15 protein-coding genes are annotated in these 22,852 nt (G+C 35.9%); 9 read left to right on the top strand and 6 right to left on the bottom strand.

All coding sequences use genetic code 11. The annotated features are described in order from the left end of the window. Positions 1 to 118: 118 nt before the first annotated feature. Positions 119 to 697: a Holliday junction branch migration protein RuvA gene (gene ruvA / locus K322_RS0102215; RefSeq protein ID WP_026625395.1), complete on the bottom strand. Its 579-nt coding sequence runs from the start codon at positions 695 to 697 to the stop codon at positions 119 to 121. 648 nt (positions 698 to 1,345) lie between these two features. Here ruvA and K322_RS18350 point away from each other — a divergent pair. After that, positions 1,346 to 3,499: a M3 family metallopeptidase gene (locus tag K322_RS18350; protein WP_084158495.1), complete on the top strand. Its 2,154-nt coding sequence runs from the start codon at positions 1,346 to 1,348 to the stop codon at positions 3,497 to 3,499. A 43-nt stretch (positions 3,500 to 3,542) separates the two neighbouring features. Here K322_RS18350 and K322_RS0102200 read toward each other — a convergent pair whose 3' ends face one another. The 3 genes from K322_RS0102200 to K322_RS0102195 are packed head-to-tail and all read right to left on the bottom strand — an operon-like array spanning position 3,543 to position 6,658. Next, the gene (locus K322_RS0102200) at positions 3,543 to 4,190 is read right to left on the bottom strand and encodes a hypothetical protein (protein ID WP_026625393.1); all 648 of its coding nucleotides are present in this window, start codon (positions 4,188 to 4,190) and stop codon (positions 3,543 to 3,545) included. Next, positions 4,105 to 4,452, bottom strand: a complete 348-nt coding sequence (locus K322_RS20780) for a peptidase associated/transthyretin-like domain-containing protein (RefSeq protein ID WP_157279374.1) — start codon at positions 4,450 to 4,452, stop codon at positions 4,105 to 4,107. Before K322_RS20780 ends, K322_RS0102200 begins: the two co-directional genes overlap by 86 nt. A gap of 40 nt (positions 4,453 to 4,492) precedes the next feature. Beyond that, a complete protein-coding gene (locus K322_RS0102195) occupies positions 4,493 to 6,658 on the bottom strand; it encodes a RelA/SpoT family protein (RefSeq protein WP_374116872.1) in 2,166 nt (721 codons plus the stop codon). 299 nt (positions 6,659 to 6,957) lie between these two features. On the opposite strand from K322_RS0102195, the gene K322_RS0102190 reads away from it, so the two are divergent. The 6 genes from K322_RS0102190 to K322_RS0102165 all read left to right on the top strand — a co-directional run bounded on the left by K322_RS0102190 (position 6,958) and on the right by K322_RS0102165 (position 13,245). Next, a complete protein-coding gene (locus K322_RS0102190; protein ID WP_157279372.1) occupies positions 6,958 to 7,560 on the top strand; it encodes a hypothetical protein in 603 nt (200 codons plus the stop codon). A 110-nt stretch (positions 7,561 to 7,670) separates the two neighbouring features. After that, positions 7,671 to 7,988 carry a hypothetical protein gene (locus K322_RS0102185; protein WP_026625390.1) on the top strand — a complete coding sequence of 106 codons (318 nt, stop codon included), beginning with the start codon at positions 7,671 to 7,673 and terminating at the stop codon, positions 7,986 to 7,988. 187 nt (positions 7,989 to 8,175) lie between these two features. After that, positions 8,176 to 9,708 (top strand): DUF4301 family protein, encoded by a 1,533-nt coding sequence (locus K322_RS0102180; RefSeq protein ID WP_026625389.1) that lies wholly within the window; start codon positions 8,176 to 8,178, stop codon positions 9,706 to 9,708. A 101-nt stretch (positions 9,709 to 9,809) separates the two neighbouring features. Further along, positions 9,810 to 10,964, top strand: a complete 1,155-nt coding sequence (gene gmd / locus K322_RS0102175) for a GDP-mannose 4,6-dehydratase (RefSeq protein WP_026625388.1) — start codon at positions 9,810 to 9,812, stop codon at positions 10,962 to 10,964. A 4-nt stretch (positions 10,965 to 10,968) separates the two neighbouring features. After that, positions 10,969 to 12,072, top strand: coding sequence for a GDP-L-fucose synthase family protein (locus K322_RS0102170; protein ID WP_026625387.1), 1,104 nt, complete (start codon positions 10,969 to 10,971; stop codon positions 12,070 to 12,072). Positions 12,073 to 12,096: 24 nt separating this feature from the next. After that, on the top strand, positions 12,097 to 13,245 hold the full coding sequence (locus K322_RS0102165) for an OmpA family protein (protein WP_026625386.1): 1,149 nt from the start codon (positions 12,097 to 12,099) through the stop codon (positions 13,243 to 13,245). A 153-nt stretch (positions 13,246 to 13,398) separates the two neighbouring features. Here the strand turns inward: K322_RS0102165 and K322_RS0102160 are convergent, their stop codons facing one another. Then, positions 13,399 to 14,781, bottom strand: coding sequence for an MATE family efflux transporter (locus tag K322_RS0102160; RefSeq protein WP_026625385.1), 1,383 nt, complete (start codon positions 14,779 to 14,781; stop codon positions 13,399 to 13,401). Between the two features lie 346 nt (positions 14,782 to 15,127). On the opposite strand from K322_RS0102160, the gene K322_RS0102155 reads away from it, so the two are divergent. Next, complete coding sequence (locus tag K322_RS0102155; protein ID WP_026625384.1) at positions 15,128 to 17,623, top strand: TonB-dependent receptor domain-containing protein; 2,496 nt, start codon at positions 15,128 to 15,130, stop codon at positions 17,621 to 17,623. Positions 17,624 to 17,873: 250 nt separating this feature from the next. Beyond that, on the top strand, positions 17,874 to 21,728 hold the full coding sequence (locus tag K322_RS20075) for a hypothetical protein (RefSeq protein ID WP_051290573.1): 3,855 nt from the start codon (positions 17,874 to 17,876) through the stop codon (positions 21,726 to 21,728). A gap of 5 nt (positions 21,729 to 21,733) precedes the next feature. On the opposite strand, the gene K322_RS0102145 is transcribed toward K322_RS20075, so the two are convergent. Further along, positions 21,734 to 22,663: a TIGR01212 family radical SAM protein gene (locus K322_RS0102145; RefSeq protein WP_026625383.1), complete on the bottom strand. Its 930-nt coding sequence runs from the start codon at positions 22,661 to 22,663 to the stop codon at positions 21,734 to 21,736. Positions 22,664 to 22,852 lie beyond the last annotated feature (189 nt).

The following is a 22,852-nucleotide window of genomic DNA, read 5'->3' as shown; positions in this document are numbered from 1 at the left end:
AAATAGGTCTGTGACCTTATCCTTAGTTATACGTATTGTTTCTTTACTCTAATGTCTGAAATAGTGATTGTATTCTTTTATACCGAGACGGAATATCTGATCGGCATTGGATAATTACTTACAATATTTTCAGTGCTGTTTTTATAATCTGTTCGATTGTACTGTCGGGCTTGTCTTTCAGAATTTTAGCTACGGCTTTTTGCGATGGAACCTGTGCGAATCCCAGCATAACCAATGCGGCAATAGCTTCGTTGGCAGCTTCGCTATTAATGCTTACATTACTGATCGCGTCTCCTGTAACTTTAATTTTGTCTTTCAGGTCTACGATTACCCGTTGAGCCGTTTTTAAGCCTATACCTTTTACTGTTTTTAGCATATCCGCATTTCCGGATGATATGACGAGTTCGAGTTCCGTAATGGTCATCGAAGACAAAATCATGCGTGCGGTACTTGCACCTATTCCAGAAACGCTTATAAGTAAGATGAATAAATCTCTCTCCTGTTTGTTGATAAATCCGAATAACTGATGAGCATCTTCTCTGATAGACTCATATATAAATAACTTTTCGGACTTTTTATGTTCTAACGCCGAATATGTATTTAAAGAAATATTTATAAAATATCCGATTCCGCTTGTTTCAATAGTGACAGAAGCGGGTGTCAGTTCAGCGATTTCGCCTTTTATATAATCAACCATATATTAAGATATGTATAAGTCTGTTAAATGAGGGCTAATATACTTAATCTTTGAATAATTATCCCTTAAAAAGTGGTTATATTCTTATTCCGGAACATGCAAAAGTAATGTTAATCCTGCTCTTTATCAAACCTGCACATCAGAAAGACCTCATATTAAAAAAAGATTTAAGGTTTTTATTAAATATTAAACGAACTAAGCATAATAAGTATTCACTTATTTTATCTATATGGAAAGAGGTTTTTGAAATCAATTATCAGTCAGCAGTTAACATAGTGAAAATTAGACTGACGGGTAAAAAGGGAACAATAAAAAAATGCATTTTCGGTGTGACTTTTGTTACCTTTTGAGGATATTTCGTAAGGGTCATAATTATACCTCAGGATTTGAAACATCGGGCGAGATATTTTTCGCTCCTACGGTCAGGATAGGTTTCACTGGTGAAAGGTGGCAGTAGATAAATCATCAGGTCATTGAGGAAAAGACGGAGACATCTGAAGTAAAACTAAGAGTTACTTTTGTTCCCTTTTTATAAATATATAGTGGATGATTGATCTCTCTATTTGCAGTTTAAAAGAAAAAAAGAGACCTTTGTGCAAAAGTGGTATGCTTTTTGATTTGTATTCATTAATTCATATTTGTTTTTTTATGAAAAAAAGCTTTATCTTAATTTTATTATTATCAATTATGACAGTAAATATACAAGCTCAAAATCCATTTTTCTCCGAATATAAAACACCTCATGGTACACCTCCTTTTGATTTGATCAAAAACGAGCATTATGAGCCGGCATTCGAGAAAGGGATGAAAGAGCAGAATGTAGAAATTGACCAGATTATAAATAATCCTGAGATCCCGACATTTGCCAATACTATTGAGGCATACGAAGAATCAGGAGAGTTATTATCAAGAGTAAGCTCTGTATTTTTTAATCTGCTGAGTGCAGAGAGTGATGACGAAATGATGGAGATATCTCAGCGTATGTCTCCCAAGTTATCTGATCATGGTAATAACATCAGCTTAAATGAGAAATTGTTTGCGAAAGTAAAAGCTGTATATGATAAGAGGAATGATTCGGGGTTGACTCCTGAACAAATTCGTCTCACCGAAAAAATTTACGAGGGATTCGAGAACAGAGGGGTAACTTTATCTGCAAAAGATAAGGAAACGTATAAGGCTTTGTCTTCAGAATTAAGTAAGCTGACATTAAATTTCGGACAGAATGCATTGAAAGAAAGCAATAAGTTTGAAATGTTATTGACAGACGAGGCTGATTTGGATGGATTACCTCAAAGCGTGCGTGACGCAGCTGTGGCTAAAGCTAAAGGAAAAGGCAAAGAAGGATGGATGTTCGACCTTTCTGCTCCCAGTTATATTGCCTTTATGAAGTATTCGAAGAGACGTGATCTTCGTGAAAAATTATATATGGCATATAACACCAAATGTGTAGCCGGCGGGGAATTTGACAATCAAGAAAATGTACGTCAAATAGCCAATACCCGTTTAAAGATAGCTCAACTGTTAGGTTATCCCGATTATGCGACATTTACTCTTCGTAATAAGATGGCTAAGAACAAGGATGGTGTAAATAACCTGTTGAATAACCTGTATGATGCTTTTGAAGAGAGGGCAAAAGAAGATGTTGCTGATGTACAGAAATTCGCTTCGAAATACGAAGGAAAGGATATAACACTTCAACCTTGGGATTGGGCTTACTATTCCGAAAAATTACAGGATGATAAATATGATCTGAATGACGAAATGGTTCGTCCATATTTCGAACTTGAAAATGTAAAGAAAGGTGTATTCGGACTAGCTACAGACCTATATGGTGTCACATTTAAAAAGAATACGGATATTCCGGTATATCAACCAGAAGTTGAGGCTTTTGATGTTTTCGATGAAAAAGGTCAGTATATAGCTGTTCTTTTTACTGATTTTCATCCTCGTGCCGGAAAACGTCAGGGTGCATGGATGACAGAGTATAAAGGTCAATATACCGAAAACGGTAAAGATTCACGTCCTCATGTATCTATCGTGATGAATTTTACTCGTCCAACCGAAACAGAGCCGGCTTTATTGAATTTTGATGAAGTTGAGACATTCTTGCATGAGTTTGGTCATGCTCTTCACGGAATGCTTACATCATGTAACTACGAAACACTTTCAGGAACTAATGTTGCCCGTGATTTTGTGGAGCTTCCGTCTCAGGTAATGGAAAACTGGCTGACAGAGAAAGAGTACTTAGATCGTTTTGCGAAACATTATAAAACAGGAGAGGCTATTCCTGCCGCATTGGTTCAAAAACTTGTAGATGCTTCTAATTTCAATGCCGGATATTTGTGCTACCGTCAGTTGTCATTCGGATATCTGGATATGGCATGGCATACATTGCAGACTCCTTACGAAGGAGATGTAAAAGACTTCGAGCGTAAAGCAATGGCTGGAACAGCTTTACTTCCTGTTGCTGATGGCGCGAATATGTCAGCTTCATTCGGTCATATATTCTCAGGAGGTTATGCAGCCGGATATTACAGTTACAAATGGTCTGAAGTATTGGATGCTGACGCATTTGCAGCATTCAAAGAAAATGGAATCTTTAATAAAGAGACAGCCGAATCGTTCCGCAAGAATGTATTGGAGAAAGGTAATACCGAAGATCCGATGGAGCTGTATGTGAAGTTTAGAGGACATGAACCTACTATCGATGCTCTATTGGAAAGAAGCGGGGTGAAGAAAAAACAAACACCTCCCGATGCTAAAAAAGTAGTTGATAGTGTAGACAAGGATAAGAACAAGTAATTAATAGCAAAAAAGCCTCAGGAATTTCCTGAGGCTTTTTTCGTTACCTCTGTGGGGGGATTTTATCCGGATAAGGATCCCACGCTCTTATTTTGATAATCATTTGCTGTATGTCGTTTTGAAGGGAATATGGGACTTTCCTGTTTATTGTAGCCATATACAAACGGTCAAGAATCTGAGTGAGTTCGTCAGGTACAGAGCCTTGGTCGGGAGACCAGAGAGACCGGACGATAACTTCGCCGTCTTTATCGGTTGCAGACAGATAATAGGTGACTCCATCAAGTCCTTCGGGTATAATCTTGCTCATCTTTGCCAGAGTTTCAGAGAAAAGGCTTTCTATTGCAGAGTATAATTTTTGATCAATAATCAAAGAATCGGTTGCAACGTCTTTTTCACTAAGAGATATTCCATGTCTATTATCTTTTTTGCGATTCGCATAATCAGGCAATGTTTTAGATAACAGGAAATAACTCTCCTTTTCTGTTTTTTCTAAAGATAAGGAGTGGGGTTTGTCCCAGCTTGGCAGTACCGTATATCTGGCGACTGGCTTTTCGCTTAATCCTTTATGAATAAGTTGTAATGTCGGATAATAAACATCATCGGGATCATTGGGATATGAATCTTCGCATCTTCCTATAATCATTGTAATATCGAGATTCTTTTGATTTTCTACATGAACTATGTTTTCCATATATCCTTATATATCTAAAAGAGAGGGTGTCTCCTGGAGATGCAGATATAATGTAATGCCCATCTATATCGGAATAAGTGTGTTTATTATTGGTTCTGTTTACGACAGTAACTCTGACCATTGCTTCTTTAAAATAATCGGTTATTATTCCCGATATTTCAGTCTTGGCTTGTTGTCCTTTTTTGTCCGATCCAAAAAGAGATAAACTGAATCCTGATAATAGAGTCAGAGCTATTAAGCTCCCAAAATGTGTTGTTTTCATTGTTCTCTAATTTAAAGTTTGTGACGGAAGCTTATATCAGCTAGTTAATACGTGAAATAGACTTCACCCCACGTACCGTTCTCAGTTTCTTCATTAAACTGTCCAATGTATTTGTGTCTTGTAATGTAACCGAAAGATTTCCCTGAAAAAGTCCATCATTAGATTCTATGCTGATGGAACGCAGGTTAGTACCAGACTCTTTCGATATTATGGAGGTCAGATTCGTAACAATACCAATATCGTCTGTACCTACTACTCGAAGTACAATGGTATATGTGGAGCCTGATTTTCCAGACCATCTGGCAGGAATTACACGGTATGCAAAGCGAGAGAACATATCGTGGGCATTGGGGCAATTAGTTCGGTGTATTTTGATCCCTTGTGAAGAAACAAACCCGAAAATTTCATCCCCATAAATAGGATTACAGCATTTAGCCAACGTATAATCTATTCCCCTTAAATCTTTGTCGAGAATCAGTTCGTCTGTTCCATTTTCCGAACGTTGTTCGGTTTTAGAAGACTGGATAATGTACTCTTCTGCACTGACAGCTTCATGCTTGTCGTGTATTTCGGCTTCACGCTTCTCCAGATCCAGATATTGGTCTATAACTGTATTGACATCAAGAGTTTCCTGAGCTATTTTAATGTAAAAGTCGGTGACTGTTTTAAATCCGAGTTTTTTTATCAGCCGCATCATAACTCCTTCGTCTTCATCAATCTTGCGATTCTTGAAACGGCGTTTTAATTGTTCTTTGGCAAATTCGACTTGTTTGTTCGCTTCTTCTTTGAGTTTCTGACGTATCTTATTTTTAGCCTTCGATGTGGTTACAATGTTTAACCAGTCTTGTTTAGGTGTCTGGTTTGGGGATGTCATAATCTCGATCTGATCGCCGCTGTTGAGTTTGTGGCGGATAGATACATTCTTTCCATTGACCTTACCTGACATACAGGTTGACCCTATTTTGGAGTGTATGGAGAAAGCAAAGTCCAGAACAGTAGCTCCTTTCGGTAATTTATGAAGGTCTCCTTTCGGGGTGAAGACATATATCTCTTCATCATATATATCCAGTTTGAAGTCTTCCAACTTTTCATTGGATGCAACACCTTTGCTCTCTAATGTTTCGCGTAGAGTAGTAAGCCAGTCATCGACATTACTTTCGCTCTTAACTCCTTTGTATTTCCAGTGAGCAGCAAGTCCCCGTTCGGCAATTTCATCCATGCGGCGGGTTCTGATCTGTACCTCTACCCAACGGGATTGAGGTCCCATTACGGTAATGTGGAGTGATTCATAACCATTGCTTTTAGGAATGGACAGCCAGTCTTTGAGCCGTTTGGGGTTCGGCTGGTATAAATCGGTAATGATTGAATATACCTGCCAGCATTCAGCTTTCTCTTTAGGAAGTGGAGAGTCCAGAATAATGCGGATTGCGAATAAGTCATATATTGATTCAAATTCGACTTTCTGTTTCTTCAGTTTATTATTAATGGAGAATATGGACTTGGTACGCCCTTTCATGTCGTACTTCAATCCGGTTTCCTTCAGTTTTTCCTGTATCGGAGCGATAAATTCTTCGATATATTTATCACGGGCAGCTTTACTTTCGCTTAGTTTAGCTGATATATAATCGTATGTGCTTCTGTCGATATATTTCAGATATAAATCTTCCATTTCCGACTTGATATTATACAGACCCAGCTTATGTGCCAAAGGTATATATATGTATGATGCTTCTATTGACAGTTTCAGGCGTTCGGCTTCATCTGTCTCATAAGCTGTACGCATTAAAAACAGCCTGTTGGCTATCATGATGAGTATAACACGCATATCTTCGGCGAAAGATAATAGTAGTTTTATGAAATTTTCGGATTCTAATGTTGTCTGGTTTGCTTCCAGATCATTGACCTTGGTCAGTCCTTTTACTATATCCGCAACTTCTTTGTCGAACTTCTTCTCGATCTGCTCTATTGAGAGTAGATTGTTCATTACCGGTCGATACAGAATATTGGCTATAACCGATGCTTTTTTTAGTCCGATTTCATTAATGACAATCTGGACTGTATTCAGAACGATTATCAGGAAGTAATACTTATTATCACCTTTTTTATATATTCCCTGTGTTATACCGTCTTTAATGATGTTTCTTAAAAAACGGTCTTCTTCTTGAGTTATTTGAAGATCTCCGGATTTGGCAGACAACAGGTTCATTAAAGATTTTAACTCATCTTCCAACGCTATTTCATTCTTCATCGCTTGTGCCTGTTTTACTAAAATTACCTAAATTAAGGTCATAGACCTTCTATGAATATTTTACAGGCTTATACAAGAAAGCCCGTACAATCAAAGATGTATTTACTGAGAAATGTTTCAAATGTAAAAATACAGATTTTAAGAGTAAAAATACATTAGAAAAATGCTTTTATTTTTTATTCACTATTTTATAATTCATTTTGCAACTTTTGATCTTGGAACATTTGTATCTTTGCATTAAAGAAAAGATGATATATATGGAAATAGATAAAATAAAAAAAATAGAGAAGAATAAGGGTTTTAAACGATCTTTCTTCAGTAAATTAGTATGGCGAAAATATGCACTGGTGCCTCCGGCATTGGTGTTATTTGTCTCTTTATTTGGTGTTGTCTACATGTATAATACAGATAGGCTTTTATCGTATTATTGTCTGCCGTTTATCGTGCTGTTGCTGATTTCTACCATTTGGTTTAAATCCACCCGTAAATATCTGATAAATCAGGATGTTGAAAATTCTCAGGATTTTGTATTATGTCTGGTGTTGCCTCTGTTTAAAAAGCGAAATAAACAGTTTTATCTATTCAATACCGGAGCTAACCGTTTTAATAAATTCTTTTTGGAAAAAGCAAAGTCAGATATTCTGGAAGATAAAGAACAATATGATACAGTATTGAGAACCCTTAAGAAAAATACTTTCGTGAGATTAGATGATGAAGATGTTTGCATTACTTCCGACCTTAAATTCAATAAAGGTTTTTTAGCCTTCAAAGTAAAGCACGATGACAGCAAGTTTCTCGCATACTATGGAGAAAGTAAAATAAAGGCTGTTTCATCAAAGGAAATAATGAGTTTTTTGTGATGATTTTTAGAATTTGACTGTTTTATTACAAATTTTCGCCAAAATATTATGTTTTTCTTATTATAACTTATAACTTTGTGCCAATTGAACTCGGGATATTTTTTTATAATATGCAAAAAATTAGCAACATAATACTAAAAGGTGTATTAGCTGTCTCTTTGATGATTACAATACCTTCGTTTGCACAAGGTACACCTACTAGCTTTCTTCCGATGGAAGATGCCTTATCCGCCGCGCGAAATAATTCAGGAACACAATTTAATAATGTTAAGCCTTATCGGCAATCTTTTAATTTAGGAAGTCAACGTCTTCAAAAGACCAGTTATGTGAACTTTACTACAACCGATATTTGTGCGTTTATATTATTAGCTGGTATATATGTGATGTTTGTGCGAAGAAATTCTAAATCAAGAAATGCTTCATTTTAGTGTATATTCTATAATTTATATAAAAAATAAGAGGGAAACTGAATATTCAGTTTCCCTCTTATTTTTTTGCATAGATCTTTTACTTTTTAGTCTTATATTTTCTTATTTTTGTGAAGAAAGCTGACTTTCAAAAGAAAGAGGTTTACTACTTTATTTAACAATATATATATCATTTAATTAGAGTCCTATGCGAAATTATTTCACGGATCAAGATAAAATTCAGTTAGATAGTAAAGGTATATCTGTCGAGGAAGTTGAAAGACAGATTACTTGTTTTGAAAAAGGCTTTCCCTTTTTAGAGATCACAAGTATTGCTACAGTTGATAAAGGTATTTTCCGATTAAATGATGTGTTGATAGCCGAATTGGTAAGGCTTTGGAATGAGTATTGTTGCGGGAATTACAAAGTTGTGAAATTTGTTCCAGCTTCAGGTGCAGCCAGTCGGATGTTTAAAGATGTTTTCTCTTTTTTAGAGGGAGAAGATAAATTACCGGAATCTGGATTTATGAGAATCTTTTTTGATAACATCAATAAATTTGCATTTTACAATGACCTAGATGCTAAGTGTCAGTCTAATTTTAATAAAAACGTAGAAGGGCTGCTTGTTGGCGGAGATTATAAAGCTATGGTTGAGGCTTTACTTGGTGCAGATGGTCTGAATTATGGTAATTTACCCAAAGGGTTGCTTAAATTTCATGCGTATTCAGAAGGTAGCAGGACTCCCGTCGAAGAGCACCTTGAGGAAGGGAATTTATATGCAAAGACAGGCGGGAAATCTGTGAATATTCATTTAACGGTATCTCCAGAACATAGAGCCTTATTTGAGGCTCTGGTCGCATCTGTGAAACCTTTATATGAGAAAAAGCACGGAGTGGTGTTGAGTATTAACTTTAGTGAGCAGAAATCACAAACAGATACTCTGGCCGTAAATGAAGATAATACACCATTTAGAGAAGATGGTAAATTGTTATTTCGTCCTGGAGGGCATGGGGCATTGATAGAAAACCTGAATGATTTGGATGCAGATGTTGTATTTGTTAAAAATATAGATAATGTTGTTCCTGATCGCTTAAAAGGTGACGAATGTTTATATAAACAGGCTTTGGCCGGATATCTTATAAAGGTACAGACGCAATGTTTTGAATATCTGAAGTTGCTGGATTCTGGAGAGTATACAAGAGAAGACTTGTTAGGCATTTTGCATTTCTTGCAAGATGTGATAAATGTGAAAAATCCTGACACAAAATATCTTGAAGATGCAGAGCTTGTTTTGTATTTGAAGTCTAAATTGAATCGGCCTGTGCGAGTATGCGGAATGGTTAGGAATATTGGAGAGCCGGGTGGAGGTCCTTTCTTTGCAGTCAATAAAGATAAGACAGTATCTCTTCAAATATTGGAAAGTTCTCAGATTGATTTGGATAATTCTGAAAAGAAAGCAATGTTCGAATCCGGAACACATTTTAATCCTGTTGATTTGGTTTGTGGCTTGAAGAACTATAAGGGAGATAAATTTGATCTGAGAAAATACATAGATTTGGATACCGGTTTCATTAGCAAGAAATCTAAGAGCGGTAAAAATCTGAAAGCATTGGAATTGCCAGGGTTATGGAATGGTGCAATGTCTGATTGGAACACCATTTTTGTGGAAGTGCCATTGTCTACATTTAATCCTGTGAAAACCGTAAATGATTTATTAAGGAAAGAGCATCAGCAAGCCTAAAGAGTTTGCTGAATTCTTTTTATGTTAATTTTTTTTTGTTTAAATATATAAAATTACCTACCTTTGGGCATTAATTTTAAAGTGTAACAGAACAACTTTAGATGAGTAAAGTAGCTTTAATAACAGGGATAACCGGTCAAGACGGTGCGTATTTGTCTGATTATTTGATTAAAAAGGGATATACAGTACATGGTATAAAGAGAAGATCCTCTTTGTTTAATACAGAGCGTATCGATCATTTATATCAAGATCCCCACGAAGAACATCGAAATCTTATTCTCCATTATGGAGATATGACTGATAGTATGAATTTAACTCGTATTGTCGGAGAAGTACAGCCTGATGAGATTTATAATCTCGCAGCAATGAGTCATGTAAAAGTGAGTTTTGATACTCCTGAGTATACGGCGAATGCTGACGGTATTGGAACGTTGAGACTGCTCGAAGCTATACGATTGCTAGGTTTAGTTGATAAAACCAGGATTTATCAGGCTTCTACATCTGAATTGTATGGCTTGGTACAAGAGATTCCTCAAAAAGAAACTACTCCATTTTATCCTCGTAGCCCTTATGCTGTTGCTAAATTATATTCCTATTGGATTACAGTAAACTATAGGGAAGCTTATGGGATTCATGCGAGCAATGGTATTTTGTTTAATCACGAATCTCCTTTAAGAGGCGAGACTTTTGTTACAAGAAAGGTAACAAGGGCTGTGTCTCGAATTGTATTGGGCTTGCAGAATAAGGTATACATGGGGAATTTGTCCAGTAAGCGAGATTGGGGACATGCCAAAGATTATGTCAAGGCTATGTATCTTATATTGCAACAAGACAAAGCTGATGATTACGTAATTTCTACGGGGGTAACCACTACTATTCGCGATTTTATTAAAATGTCTTTCTCTGAAGTTGGAGTTGCTGTTGAATTCAAAGGAGAAGGTGAAAAGGAAGAAGGATTTATCTCTGCAATAGAAAACGAAGATCTTTTCGTGAAAAGAGTAGGTGCTGAGTATCTGGATGCTTTAAAAGGTCGAATCGGGGATGTTGTTGTTGGTGTTGATCCTGCGTATTTCAGACCGACAGAAGTTGATATCCTTATAGGAGATAACACTAAGGCTCGAACCAAATTGGGATGGGAACCATCTTATGATCTTAAAGGTTTATGCGAAGATATGATGGTTAACGATATCCTTTTGATGAAGAAAGAAGAGTTCCTCAGAAAAGGAGGTTATAAGATTTTGAATTATTTTGAATGAAATGATCGATAAATCATCTAAAATATATATAGCCGGACACAACGGTTTAGTAGGATCTGCAATATTAAAAAACTTAAGAGAAAGAGGATACACTAACTTTTTGTTAAGAACTCATTCAGAACTGGACCTGACTAATCAATTGGCTGTTTCTTCTTTTTTTGCAAAAGAAAAGCCTGATTACGTTATTGTTGCAGCGGCTAAAGTTGGTGGAATTGTAGCTAATAACATATACAGAGCCGACTTCATATACGAAAATATAATGATTCAAAGTAATATTATTCATCAATCATTTGTGAATAATGTGAAAAAAGTTGTATTTTTGGGCAGTACATGTATTTATCCAAAGGAAGCTCCACAGCCAATGAGTGAAGATGTTTTGCTTTCTTCTCCATTGGAATACACAAATGAGCCTTATGCAATAGCAAAGATTACAGGGATAAAAATGTGTGAAAGCTATAATATACAATATGGGACTAACTATTTATCTATAATGCCTACAAACTTGTATGGCCCTAATGATAATTTTGATCTGGAAAAGTCTCATGTCTTACCTGCAATGATTCGTAAGATTCATTTAGGTAAGTGTTTGTCCGATGGAGATTGGCAGACGATAAGACAAGATTTGAATTTACGTCCGATTGAAAAAGTAACAGGAGGTAATACAGATAGTGAAATCTTGTCTGTTTTGAATAAGTATGGTATAACATTGAACGATTCAAACGAGGTTCAGGTTGAATTATGGGGAACCGGAACTCCTTTGAGAGAGTTTCTGTGGAGTGAAGATATGGCAGATGCTACAGTTCACATAATGGAATCGGTGAACTTTTTAGATTTGGTAAATGTTATAAATAGTAAAGAAATTCGAAATACACATATAAATGTTGGTACAGGAAAAGAGATCTCTATAAAAGATTTAGCTTTATTGATTAAAGAGAAAGTAGGTTTTAAAGGTCAGTTGTGGTTCAACTCCGATAAACCGGATGGAACTATGAGAAAGTTAACTGATGTATCGAAATTGAACTCTTTAGGATGGAAGTATAAAATAGATATTAACCAAGGGATTTCTCTCATGTATGAATGGTATAGAAAATACAATTTGAATAAATAACTGTTTAACTATAATTAATTGATTATGAAAAAGGTAAGTCTACTCATGTGTTTAGCTCTTGCTGGAGTATCTGCTACTGCTCAAGAAAGCGGTGTAAGTGCTGAAGCAGGAAGAAAAGCAACTTTCGCTCGTAACGGATTCTGGGATAACTGGTTTGTCGGTGCAGGTGCAGGTGCTAGTGCATATATTGGTCCTTCTGACCAACATGCAAGTTTTTTGGATCGTTTAACTGTTAATCCTCAGGTTTTTGTAGGGAAATGGTTTAATCCATACTTAGGAGCAAGAGGCGTTATCCAAGGTGGTAAATTACACACTTTTAATGGCAATGAAGCTCAACAAATGTTTAGTACAACATACTTCAATGCTCATGCTGATGTAATGTTCAATGCTACTAACTATTTCCGCAAATATAACGAAAGCCGTGTATATAACTTCATACCTACTGTAGGTGTGGGTTGGGCTCACGGTGACTGGAACGATAAACTGTTGAAGAAAAAAGGCCCTGATGCTGTAACTTTCAATGCAAGTTTGTTGAATACTTTCAGAATCACTGAAAGACTTTCTTTCTATGCTGAAGTAGGTGGTGCTCTGATCACTAACGATTTCGATAAAGGACCTAAAGGCTCAAAACGTTGGAATGGTATTCTGACAGGTGCTGCTGGTCTTACTTTGAAGGTAGGTAAAGTTGGCTTTAGCGAAGCTGTATTGATGGATCAAGGTTTAATCAATGATTTGAATGGTCAAATCAATAGCTTGAAAGCTGAAAACGATAGATTGAGAAATCAAAAACCAGCTCCGGCTCCAGCTCCGGCTCCATGTCCTCCAGCTCCAGCTCCAGTTGTTGAAAAGAGCTATGTTCCTAATGTTGTATTCTTCCGTATCGGTAGCGCTGTTATTGATAATAACCAAGCTATCAGTATCTACAATACAGCAGAATATCTGAAAGCTAATCCTAACGCTAAAGTTAAGATTGTTGGTTACGCTGACAAAAAGACAGGTACAGCAGCATTCAACATGAAACTTTCAGAAAAACGTGCAAAAACAGTTGCTAAAGCTCTTATTGAAAAATACAATATCAGCAGTAGCCGTGTTTCTACTGAATGGAAAGGTTCTACAGAACAACCATACAAAGAAAATGCATGGAACCGTGTTGCAATATTTTTTGCTGAATAATACGATTCAAAATAGATATGAAAAAGAGTTACCAATTTTGGTAACTCTTTTTTTCTTTAGTTTTGTTTTATTCTATACAAAAAAGGAAGACATTCTTGAGCGTCTTCCTTTTTTATTAATGAGAGAAATTAGTGTCTCTTATATTCTAGGTTATTAATTATTCTGAATAAGCGCTTCACGTTTCAATACTCTGATCTGCATGAGGAATAGGCATAGAGTTGTAATTGTCGCTAAAAAATCGGCGATGGGGATGGATAACCACACTCCATTTAATCCAATGTGCATTGGCAATATATATAAAGCAGGAACTAAGAATAATACTTGGCGTGTTAAACTTAGAAGTATTGATTTGCCGGCTTGTCCTATACACTGAAAGAAGTTTGTAACAACGACTTGAAACCCGACTAAAGGAAAACAAATGACAAGTAATCTTAAAGCGTTAACGGAATCCTCTGCTAATATTGGTCCCGGATTAAAAAAGCTGACAAATATCTGAGGAAAGAAAAATCCTAGAATAAACCCAAATGTTGTGATTCCGATCCCGATCTTGATTGTATATACAACGGCTTCCTTTACTCTGTTGTAGTTTTTTGCTCCATAGTTATAACCTACAATGGGCTGCATTCCTTGTGTTAGCCCGATAACAACCATAACAATCAGCATTAATAGAGTATTTGCTATTGTATATGCTCCGATAGCCATATCTCCCGCATGGATGTCGTCTCCTGTTGTTTTTCTCAATTGGGAGATTATAAAGAAGATAACAGCAGAAGCAGCTAGCTGCATTAGAAAAGGAGATAATCCGATTGATGTAATTGACCAGACTATATCTTTGGGCAGTTTGAAATTTTTTAAACGAATCTTAATGAAGCTTTTCGGATTTACGAAGTGCTCCATCACAAATACGAATCCGATTACCATGGCTATAAATGTGGCTGTTGCAGCACCTTTTATACCCCAGCCAAGAACATGTATGAAAATCGGAGCAAGTATAATATTCGCAAAAACACTAATAAGCATTGTTATCATTGCTTTTTTAGGGTACCCCGATGCTCTCATCATATTGTTAAAATTGAAACAAAGTGATAAGAATAAATTACCGGGAAGAAAAATCTGCAAGAAGTCACGTGCATACGGTAGTGTGACATCACTGGCTCCTGCATATCTGAGTACCGGTTCAAGGAATAATAATAATCCTAATATGACTAGTCCACTTAGTATTAGTGTCATTAGGAAAGAGGTTCCTGCGATTTTCTCGGCAGTGATTATATCTTTTTTACCAAGATAAATAGATATCCGGCTGGCAGATCCTGCCCCAACCAGCATTCCCACTGCAGCTGTAATATTCATAATAGGGAGTACCAGCCCTAAAGCTGAGATTGCGTCATCTCCAACCCATAGCCCGATAAACACACGGTCTATAACATTGTAAAGTGAATTTACCATTGTTCCGACAATAGCAGGTAACGCATATTGCCATAGAAGACGAGATATTTGTTTATTCTCAAGTTCTTCGATATTCGCAACGTGTTGCATCGATAATTTTATTAAATAGAGTGAAGAGCATGTATTAAATAAAGACGATTGTTGCTCCTTATAAATCGTCTTGAATTTATGCTTTATGAGCAAATTGATTTTTTAATGCAGATTCTGAATGTTATTTACAGATAATGAAAAAAAATGATAAAAAAAAGATTTGACTTTGTGATTATTTTGATCATATTGCGACTTATTTGAATAAACTTTATCCAACTCTTTAGCTATCTAATCAGACACTAATGCAAATGTACAATTTATTTGTATAATGTATAGGGTGTGGACTTTAGTAACTACTTGGATTCAACACAAATTTTTTGAGTATCAGGAACTAAAAAATACATCAATGAAAATTATCAACTTATTTTATCTAATATTCTTATTATGTCCTATAACAATGTATTCTCAGAATGCACCAGGAGGGAAAATAACGATAAAAGGTACTGTTGTAGACTCTCTGACAAATGAAGTTGTTCCGTATGCAACGCTGCGAATAACAACAAAAGATAGACCGGACGTTTTAGAAAAAGCAGCAGCTACCGATGATAACGGAAAGTTTAGCCTGACTCTGAATAAGAGGGGCGATTTTGTAATGAACATACAATATTTAGGGAAGGATCCGTTGTCTCGTTCCTTTACAATAAAGAATGAAAACTTGTTGGATTTTGGCAAAGTTTTATTGAAAAACAGTAAAACAACCTTGTCTGAGGTCGTTGTTTCTGCACAAAGACCATTAGTAAAAGTTGATCTTGACAAAATAACTTATAGTTTGGAGGATGATCCGGACTCGAAGACCAGTACCCTTATGGATATGTTGAAGAAAGTACCAATGATTACTGTGGATGCAGAAGATAAAATTGAATTGAAAGGCTCAAGCAGTTATAAAATATATATGGACGGTAAACCTTCAAGCATGTTGGCAAATAATCCTAAAGATATATTAAAGAGTATGCCTGCCAGTTCTATAAAAAATATAGAAGTAATAACCGATCCAGGTCCCAAATACGATGCGGAAGGGCTTGCCGGTATAATTAATATTATTACCAATAAACAATCGTCTTTGGGTGGATATACAGCTACTGTGAACAGCCGTGTCGATACGCGAGGAGGTTATGGTCTCGGGGCTTTTTTAACTATGAAGAAAGGAAAAATAGGGTTCACTGGTAATTATAATTATTATAATTATAAAAGCCCATGGGCTGACGGTGCTCATTCGTCCCGCGAAAATTTTCAGTCTGAAAATCGTCGTTTTATGGAATCAAGCGGTCGGAGTAAGTTTACCGGTGATGGTCAATATGGAGGAGGAGAATTTAGCTATGAAATAGATACGTTAAGTCTTATAAATGCAGGGTTTAATAAATATGGGGGGGATGGAACTTCACGATCGAGAGGAAATGTATTATTCTCAGATGAGAATCACATTCCTAAACAAGAATATAATCAGGCTACTGATACAAAATATACTTATGGGACAACAAGCTTCAACATAGATTACCAGCGGATATCAGCAAAAAATAAAAACCGAATTACTACAGTTTCTTATCGCTTCGAATCCTCTCCAAATGATTGGGCTTCTAATGTGGAAACTAAGAATGTACTTAATTATTTGGATTCGAGGTTTAATCAAAATTCCGATGGCTCGACTAAAGAACATACATTTCAATTGGATTATACAACTCCCTTTGCTAAGATTCATACATTGGAAGCTGGGTTAAAGTATATCATCAGACTAAGTGAGAGTAATAGTGGCAGAGAGAATTTCGATTTTATAACAGGTACATGGAAGAAAGTCCCGGAATCTGAAAATGATAAATTCAAGCATAGACAAGATATTTATTCTGCATATTTAGGATATAGTGTCAAACTGAAGAAATGGAGTTTTAAAACAGGATTACGTTATGAAGGAACAAGCCTTGATGCAAAATTCCCTATAAGCTCTGACCGTAATTTTAAAACAGATTATTCAGATATTGTACCTTCTGCAACTGTTTCTTATCAACTCAAACCTGCCCAAAACTTACGTTTGGGATATAATATGCGTATATCCAGACCTGGAATATGGCAGTTGAACCCATATCCCAATCAAACAGATACAAACTATATATCGTATGGTAACCCTAATTTGGATGCTGTTAAGTCACATAATTTGAGCTTAAATTATAGTTTCTTTAGTGCTAAATTCAATTTAAACTCTAGCTTATCTTATGATATAGTGAATAATTCGATAGAGAATATTACAGAAATTAATGACAAAGTGGTCAGTCAAACTTATGCTAATGTTGGAAAAAGAAGAGAAGTTTCATTTTTCAATTATGTGAGTTGGTCTCTGTCTTCTAAAATGAGACTAACAGTTAATGCTTCTATGTCGTATCTGGATATTAGAGGTAATGCTTCTGCGGATGAATGGATGGGAAATCATGGATTTAGCGGTCGTTTGTTTACTAATCTGCAATATACTTTGCCTAAAGATTTCAAATTATCAGCAGGGTTTGGAGGTATGTCTAAGAATTATACATTATTGGGCACAAGAGGTGGTTTCTCTTTTCATAGTTTCAGCTTAGCAAAAAGCTTTTTGTCGGATAAATTGACATTTAATGTAGCAGCAGTTAATCCATTTCAAAAAGAGCTTAAATTTAAATCGAAAGAGAGAACCCGTGATTATGTATTTGAAAATGTTGGCATAAATAAAAATCAATCGGTTAATTTCTCTGTTTCATATCGTTTTGGTGAAATGAAATCTCAGATAAAGAAAGCCTTGCGATCTATCAATAATGACGATGCTATGAGTGGCGGCGGAGCTTCTAATGCCAGTGGCGGCGGACAGCAGCCTACGGGTAATTAATTATATTTTCAACTATATATTGAGGTGTATCTTTTATAGATGCACCTCTTTTATTTTTTACTCAATGTAACTAGGGTAATCTTTCTCTTAAAAAATTGACTTTGTCAAACAATATATATCAACGACTGTTAAATAGATGAAATACTTTTACTATCATTACAAATAATATGATTTTCAGAATTAATGAAGCGATCACTTAGGTTAGACTAGTTAAATTACAGGTTTAAGATCTTAATTGGAGTCCGTATATATGGGAAGAAAAAAGCGTAAAGTCCTAAAGATTATTTTTATAGCGATTATATTTATAGTTGTTGGTGGATTCTTTGCAAACTGGTATCTGAAGAACAAGCTCGAAAGTTATTTAAGGGATGTCTTGCGGAAAGAGGTTACCCAGGCTACCGATGGCTTTTATAATATGGAATTCACAGATCTTTCGGTAGGGTTTCTGGATGGCTCTCTATTAATCAAAGATGTGCAACTGTCTCCTGATACTCTGGTGTTTAATTCATGGGCAGCAAAAGACAGTCTGCCATCCACTTATTTCAAGGTATATATTGGTTCTATTCATTTTGAAGGAATAAACCTAACATGGCGGTTTAATTATAAAAAGCTGAATTTTAAACTGTTTGAGATAAAGAATCCAACTATTGAAGTATTTGATTCGCAATACTCGGATCGGTTCGAAAAGAAAACGAAGAATACTTCAGATAAGTCCTTGCATGAATTAATATCCCCATATATAGATGTATTGTCTGTTAAGAAAATGAATCTGGAGCATGCCAATATAACTTATGATTCTTTTGATGGGCATACTTCCTCTATCTATTCTTTGAAGGATGTAAGTTTTCATGCTTATGGTTTTAGGTTAGATGAGAATTCATCTGAATCCGGAAAACTATTATACTGTGATAATTTTGATTTTAAAACAAACCAACCTCAAGTCTTATTGTCTAATAATCAATTTATTTTTAATACCGATAAGATAGAATTAAGTACAAAAGACTCCATCATAAGTATTCAAAAAGTTCATCTTATCCCTCAAAAAATGCTATGGACGCAGTATAATCGGATACCCGATAGTTATGTTGAGTCTACTATTAATTCTATCAGTTTGAAAGGAATTGCTTTTGATAGAGAAAACGCATTGAGCAATCTGAAGGTGAGGTTGTTTGAAATAGCGGACTCTGATATTAAATATTTTAATAATCAGAAAAAAAATCAACAATCTGATAAAAAGTCTAAGGCTAAGCCGGTAACTCTCTCTTGGACTTTGTACGAAATGGTTTCACCATTGCTTAATAGTATAACCATAGACCGTATAGGTGTAAATAATGCCCGACTCCAATATACTGACGCCGTAAAGGACTCTTTGGATATTTACCGCATGGATAACTTTAATTTTGAAGCTTATCACTTCAAAGTTGATCCTGACGCTGATAAAGAACGAAAGTTCTTGTATTCGAATGGTTTTTCGATAGATGCCCGGGGAATAGAAGGGAATGTCAATTCGAAGAATGAACGGTTGAAAATTGGTAATTTGGCATTGAATACTGTGTTAGGACGTTTTCAAATTGCAGATATTATGCTTAGTCCCATTACTGCAAATACAAAATATGATTATATTTCGGGAACAATAGATTCCATAACGGTTACAGGCATAAAGTACGATCAGGGACTGAATATCGATTACTTTTCGATTGATGCTCCAAAAGTAGAGTATGTAAAGATGCCTTCGAAGAAAACAGTGAAGGATCAAGAGGATGCTCAATCGGCAGCAGATAATCCCCTTCAGAATCTGGATATTATAAGTCCGTTTGCAGATCATTTGAGGATCAGTAATCTGTCCTTAAATAACGGAAATATTCGTTTTAAAGATAAGAGAGTAAAAGGAGGAATGGATTACTATTTACCTAAAGTAGATTTTAATGCCACAAACTTATTATTAAATAAAGAAACAGTAGAGCATTCTGATACATATCTGACATTTGATGATTTTAAACTTCGTTTCGAAGGTTTTGATAATCTATTGCCGGGGAAAGATTACCGATTGAAAATAAAGGATGGGTTTTTATCAGGAATGAAGGGACGATTGTTCTTGAGAGATGTGGAGTTGATTCCTCAGGAAAAAAACTGGGCTAAGGCTCCGGATATGTACTTTGCATTTAGTTCTCCTTTGGTCGATATGAGGAATATTACTTATAATCCATCTAAGCGAAATCAGAAAATCGAGATAGGTGCTTTTGAACTCATGACACCTAAAATCAGGATAATAAAGGAAAGAAACGGTACATCAAAACAAACCAAGGGAAAGGACGAAATACCTGTTGATCTGATCATGACACGTTCTAATATTACTGATTTATCTCTTATTTATATCGATAAATCAGTCAAAGATACAATTCAGTTACTTACCAAATCGACAGGAATAAATACTCTCCGTTGGGGTAGCAAGCAAGGACTTAAAACGGATAAGATAATATTACAATCTCCTGATTTGGCAATAAGAAAGTCTGGAAGTCAGAAAAAGTCGGTATCTTCTCCTTCAGAGTCAAGCAAAAAGAAAGAGGTGTTGCCGATAGATATAAAAGAAATCACTTTAGTAAAAGCTCATGTCGATTTGGTTCAGCCCGATTTAGAGATAGATTTTGCTACAGGTCTATTGTCTCTTAATTCATTAAATTGGAATAAAGCCGTTTTTAGTATCGGTGATTTCTTTGTTGATAAGCCGGATATCAAAATAAATCAAATATTGAGAGTTAAGCCCTCATTGAATAGAAGTTCAGATAATAAGGGTAGTATTTATGAACAGCTTGGAGATATAGCTCCGCTTATATCTGTCAATAATTTTAATATCTCTCAGGCCTCGATCGATTATAATAACCGGTTGGCAGGAGAGAAAGCTACTCATCAGAAACTGAATACAACAAGTATAACATTCAAGGGGCTGAAATTGGACAATCAACAGAATAACTTTATTTTAGATGATATTGACTTTAAAACGAAGGATCTGCATTTTCCCTTGGATAACGGATTTTATACACTGAAAGTTGCGGATATCGAGCTAAGTAAAAGTAAGAAGATATTGCAACTGGGGAAGATTCATTTGGATGCAGCATTTCCTAAAAATGAGTTTGCATATCATCATCCCAAAAACAAAGATTGGTTTGATGTTACTGTCGGTGATATAACGTTCTTCGATATAGATTTTCCTTCTTATTTTTCGGATAAGATATTTAAAGCTAAGAAATTGTCAGTAAGTGATGTGTCGTTATTGAATTATAAAAATCAGAAAATAGAGATCCAGCATAATATAATGCCGCTGATTTATGAGGGATTGCATAAGATGCCCGTTAAATTTGATATTGATAGTCTCGATGTTCGTAATTTTAATGTGGTATACGAAGAACTATCTAAAAATGGAACAACTCCCGGTAAAATCTTTTTTACAGAAATGAACGGAAAGATTAAAGGGTTTACCAACTTTTCTCAAAACAAACACCATTTTATGGCTCTTATGGCTGATGGTCGATTAATGGGAGCAGGGCATTTTAATGCACGTTGGGATATTCCGGTTGATTCTGTAAATGATTATTTCAGGCTTAGTGCTCATTTAACTAATTTCGATTTACGGGAATTGAATCAGTTGATAACACCTTTGGCTCCGGCTCAGGTCGAAAGTGGAGTAGTGAAGGATCTTAAATTTATTACTGATGCTTCCAGCGAGGGAGCCACTGTCGACATGACTTTTTTGTATAATAATCTCCGCCTGAAAGTTTTGAAGAACCAAGACGGACAATTAGTGGAGAATAAACTGATAAGCAGGGCTGCCAATGCTGTTCTCAAGAGGGATAATCCGGATATAAAGAAAGGAAAAGAGAGGAAACCCCGTAAGGTACATTCCGAGATTGTTAGAGATCCGTATCATTCTACATTTAATTATTTCTGGCAGATACTGCAGCCTCCGGTTGTAGAATCAGTTGGGGTCTCTCAGGGAAAACAGAATTTTATGAAAAAGGTAACCGGCTTTATCGGTAAAGTAAAGAATCTGTTTTCTAAAAAGAAAAATGATAATGACGATAATAAGGAGATTGAAGCAGAAGGGTGATCTGGTTAAGATTCTTTTTTATATAATCGGCCTTGCCATGTATTCCGTTCTGTAAATCTTTTCAGGACTTTAGCTGTGAACTCGAAATTTTTCAACCCCCAATCCGGAGCAATTAACAATGACTTTGGAGACTGGGAAACAAATCGTTCGATAATAAAATCCGGATTCAGGCGTTCTGCAAAATCTATACAAAGATCGATGTATTGATCGACTTCAAACAGGTTAAACCATTCGGGATGTTCTCGATATTGTCTTGCCATGGCAGTTCCCTTTATTAACTGGAGCTGATGTATCTTCAACGTTGTAAGAGGGAGTGCTGACAGCTTGTCTGCATGAGAGAGTGTGTCTTCTCTGGTTTCTCCCGGTAATCCCAGTATCATATGGGCTCCGGTATAGATTCCTTTAGCGGCAGTCTGTCTTATGGCATCTACACTTTCGGCGTATGTATGCCCACGGTTAATGAATTCGAGAGTCGAGTCGAGGGTCGATTCTATACCGTATTCGATCATGAGGAAGGTTCGTTTGTTTAGTTCGGCAAAGTACTCGAGCAAATCGTTAGGCATACAGTCCGGACGTGTTCCTATTATTACTCCAACGACATCAGGAAAAGATAATGCTTCTTCATATAATGCTATTAATTTATCAATGTTATCGTAAGTGTTTGTATATGACTGAAAGTATGCCAGATATTTCATTTCAGGATACTTATGTGCAAAGAATCCTATGCCATCGCGGAGCTGATCTGTCACAGATCTTTGTTTGCCTCCATAGCCGGGACTGAAGCTCTGGTTATTGCAATAGGTGCATCCGCCGACAGCTTTAGAGCCATCTCTGTTCGGACAGGTAAAACCAGCATTAATGGATATTTTTTGTACTTTATAAGGGAAATGAGTATTCAGAAAATCTCCGAATTCTTTATATGGTTTATTTTGCATGTAAGTAAATGAGAGTATTTAATGATGCATTTTCAAGTGTGACAGAATTAGGCTGTTATACTTTCCAAAGCAATAAAAAGGTCTGTGACCTTATCTTTTTCTTGACGTACAAAAATACAAAATAGTTTAGCGAAGAAACATTTTCGGGTATGTTTGTGTTCATTTTAATTGAATTACTTTATAACTTGC

This window comes from Indolivaga capnocytophagoides DSM 22835 (assembly GCF_000426485.1).
GTDB classification, from domain to species: Bacteria; Bacteroidota; Bacteroidia; order Bacteroidales; family Dysgonomonadaceae; genus Dysgonomonas_A; species Dysgonomonas_A capnocytophagoides.
The sequence above is the reverse complement of the archived record's forward strand: the minus strand, read 5'-3'. Positions and strand labels throughout refer to the sequence as shown.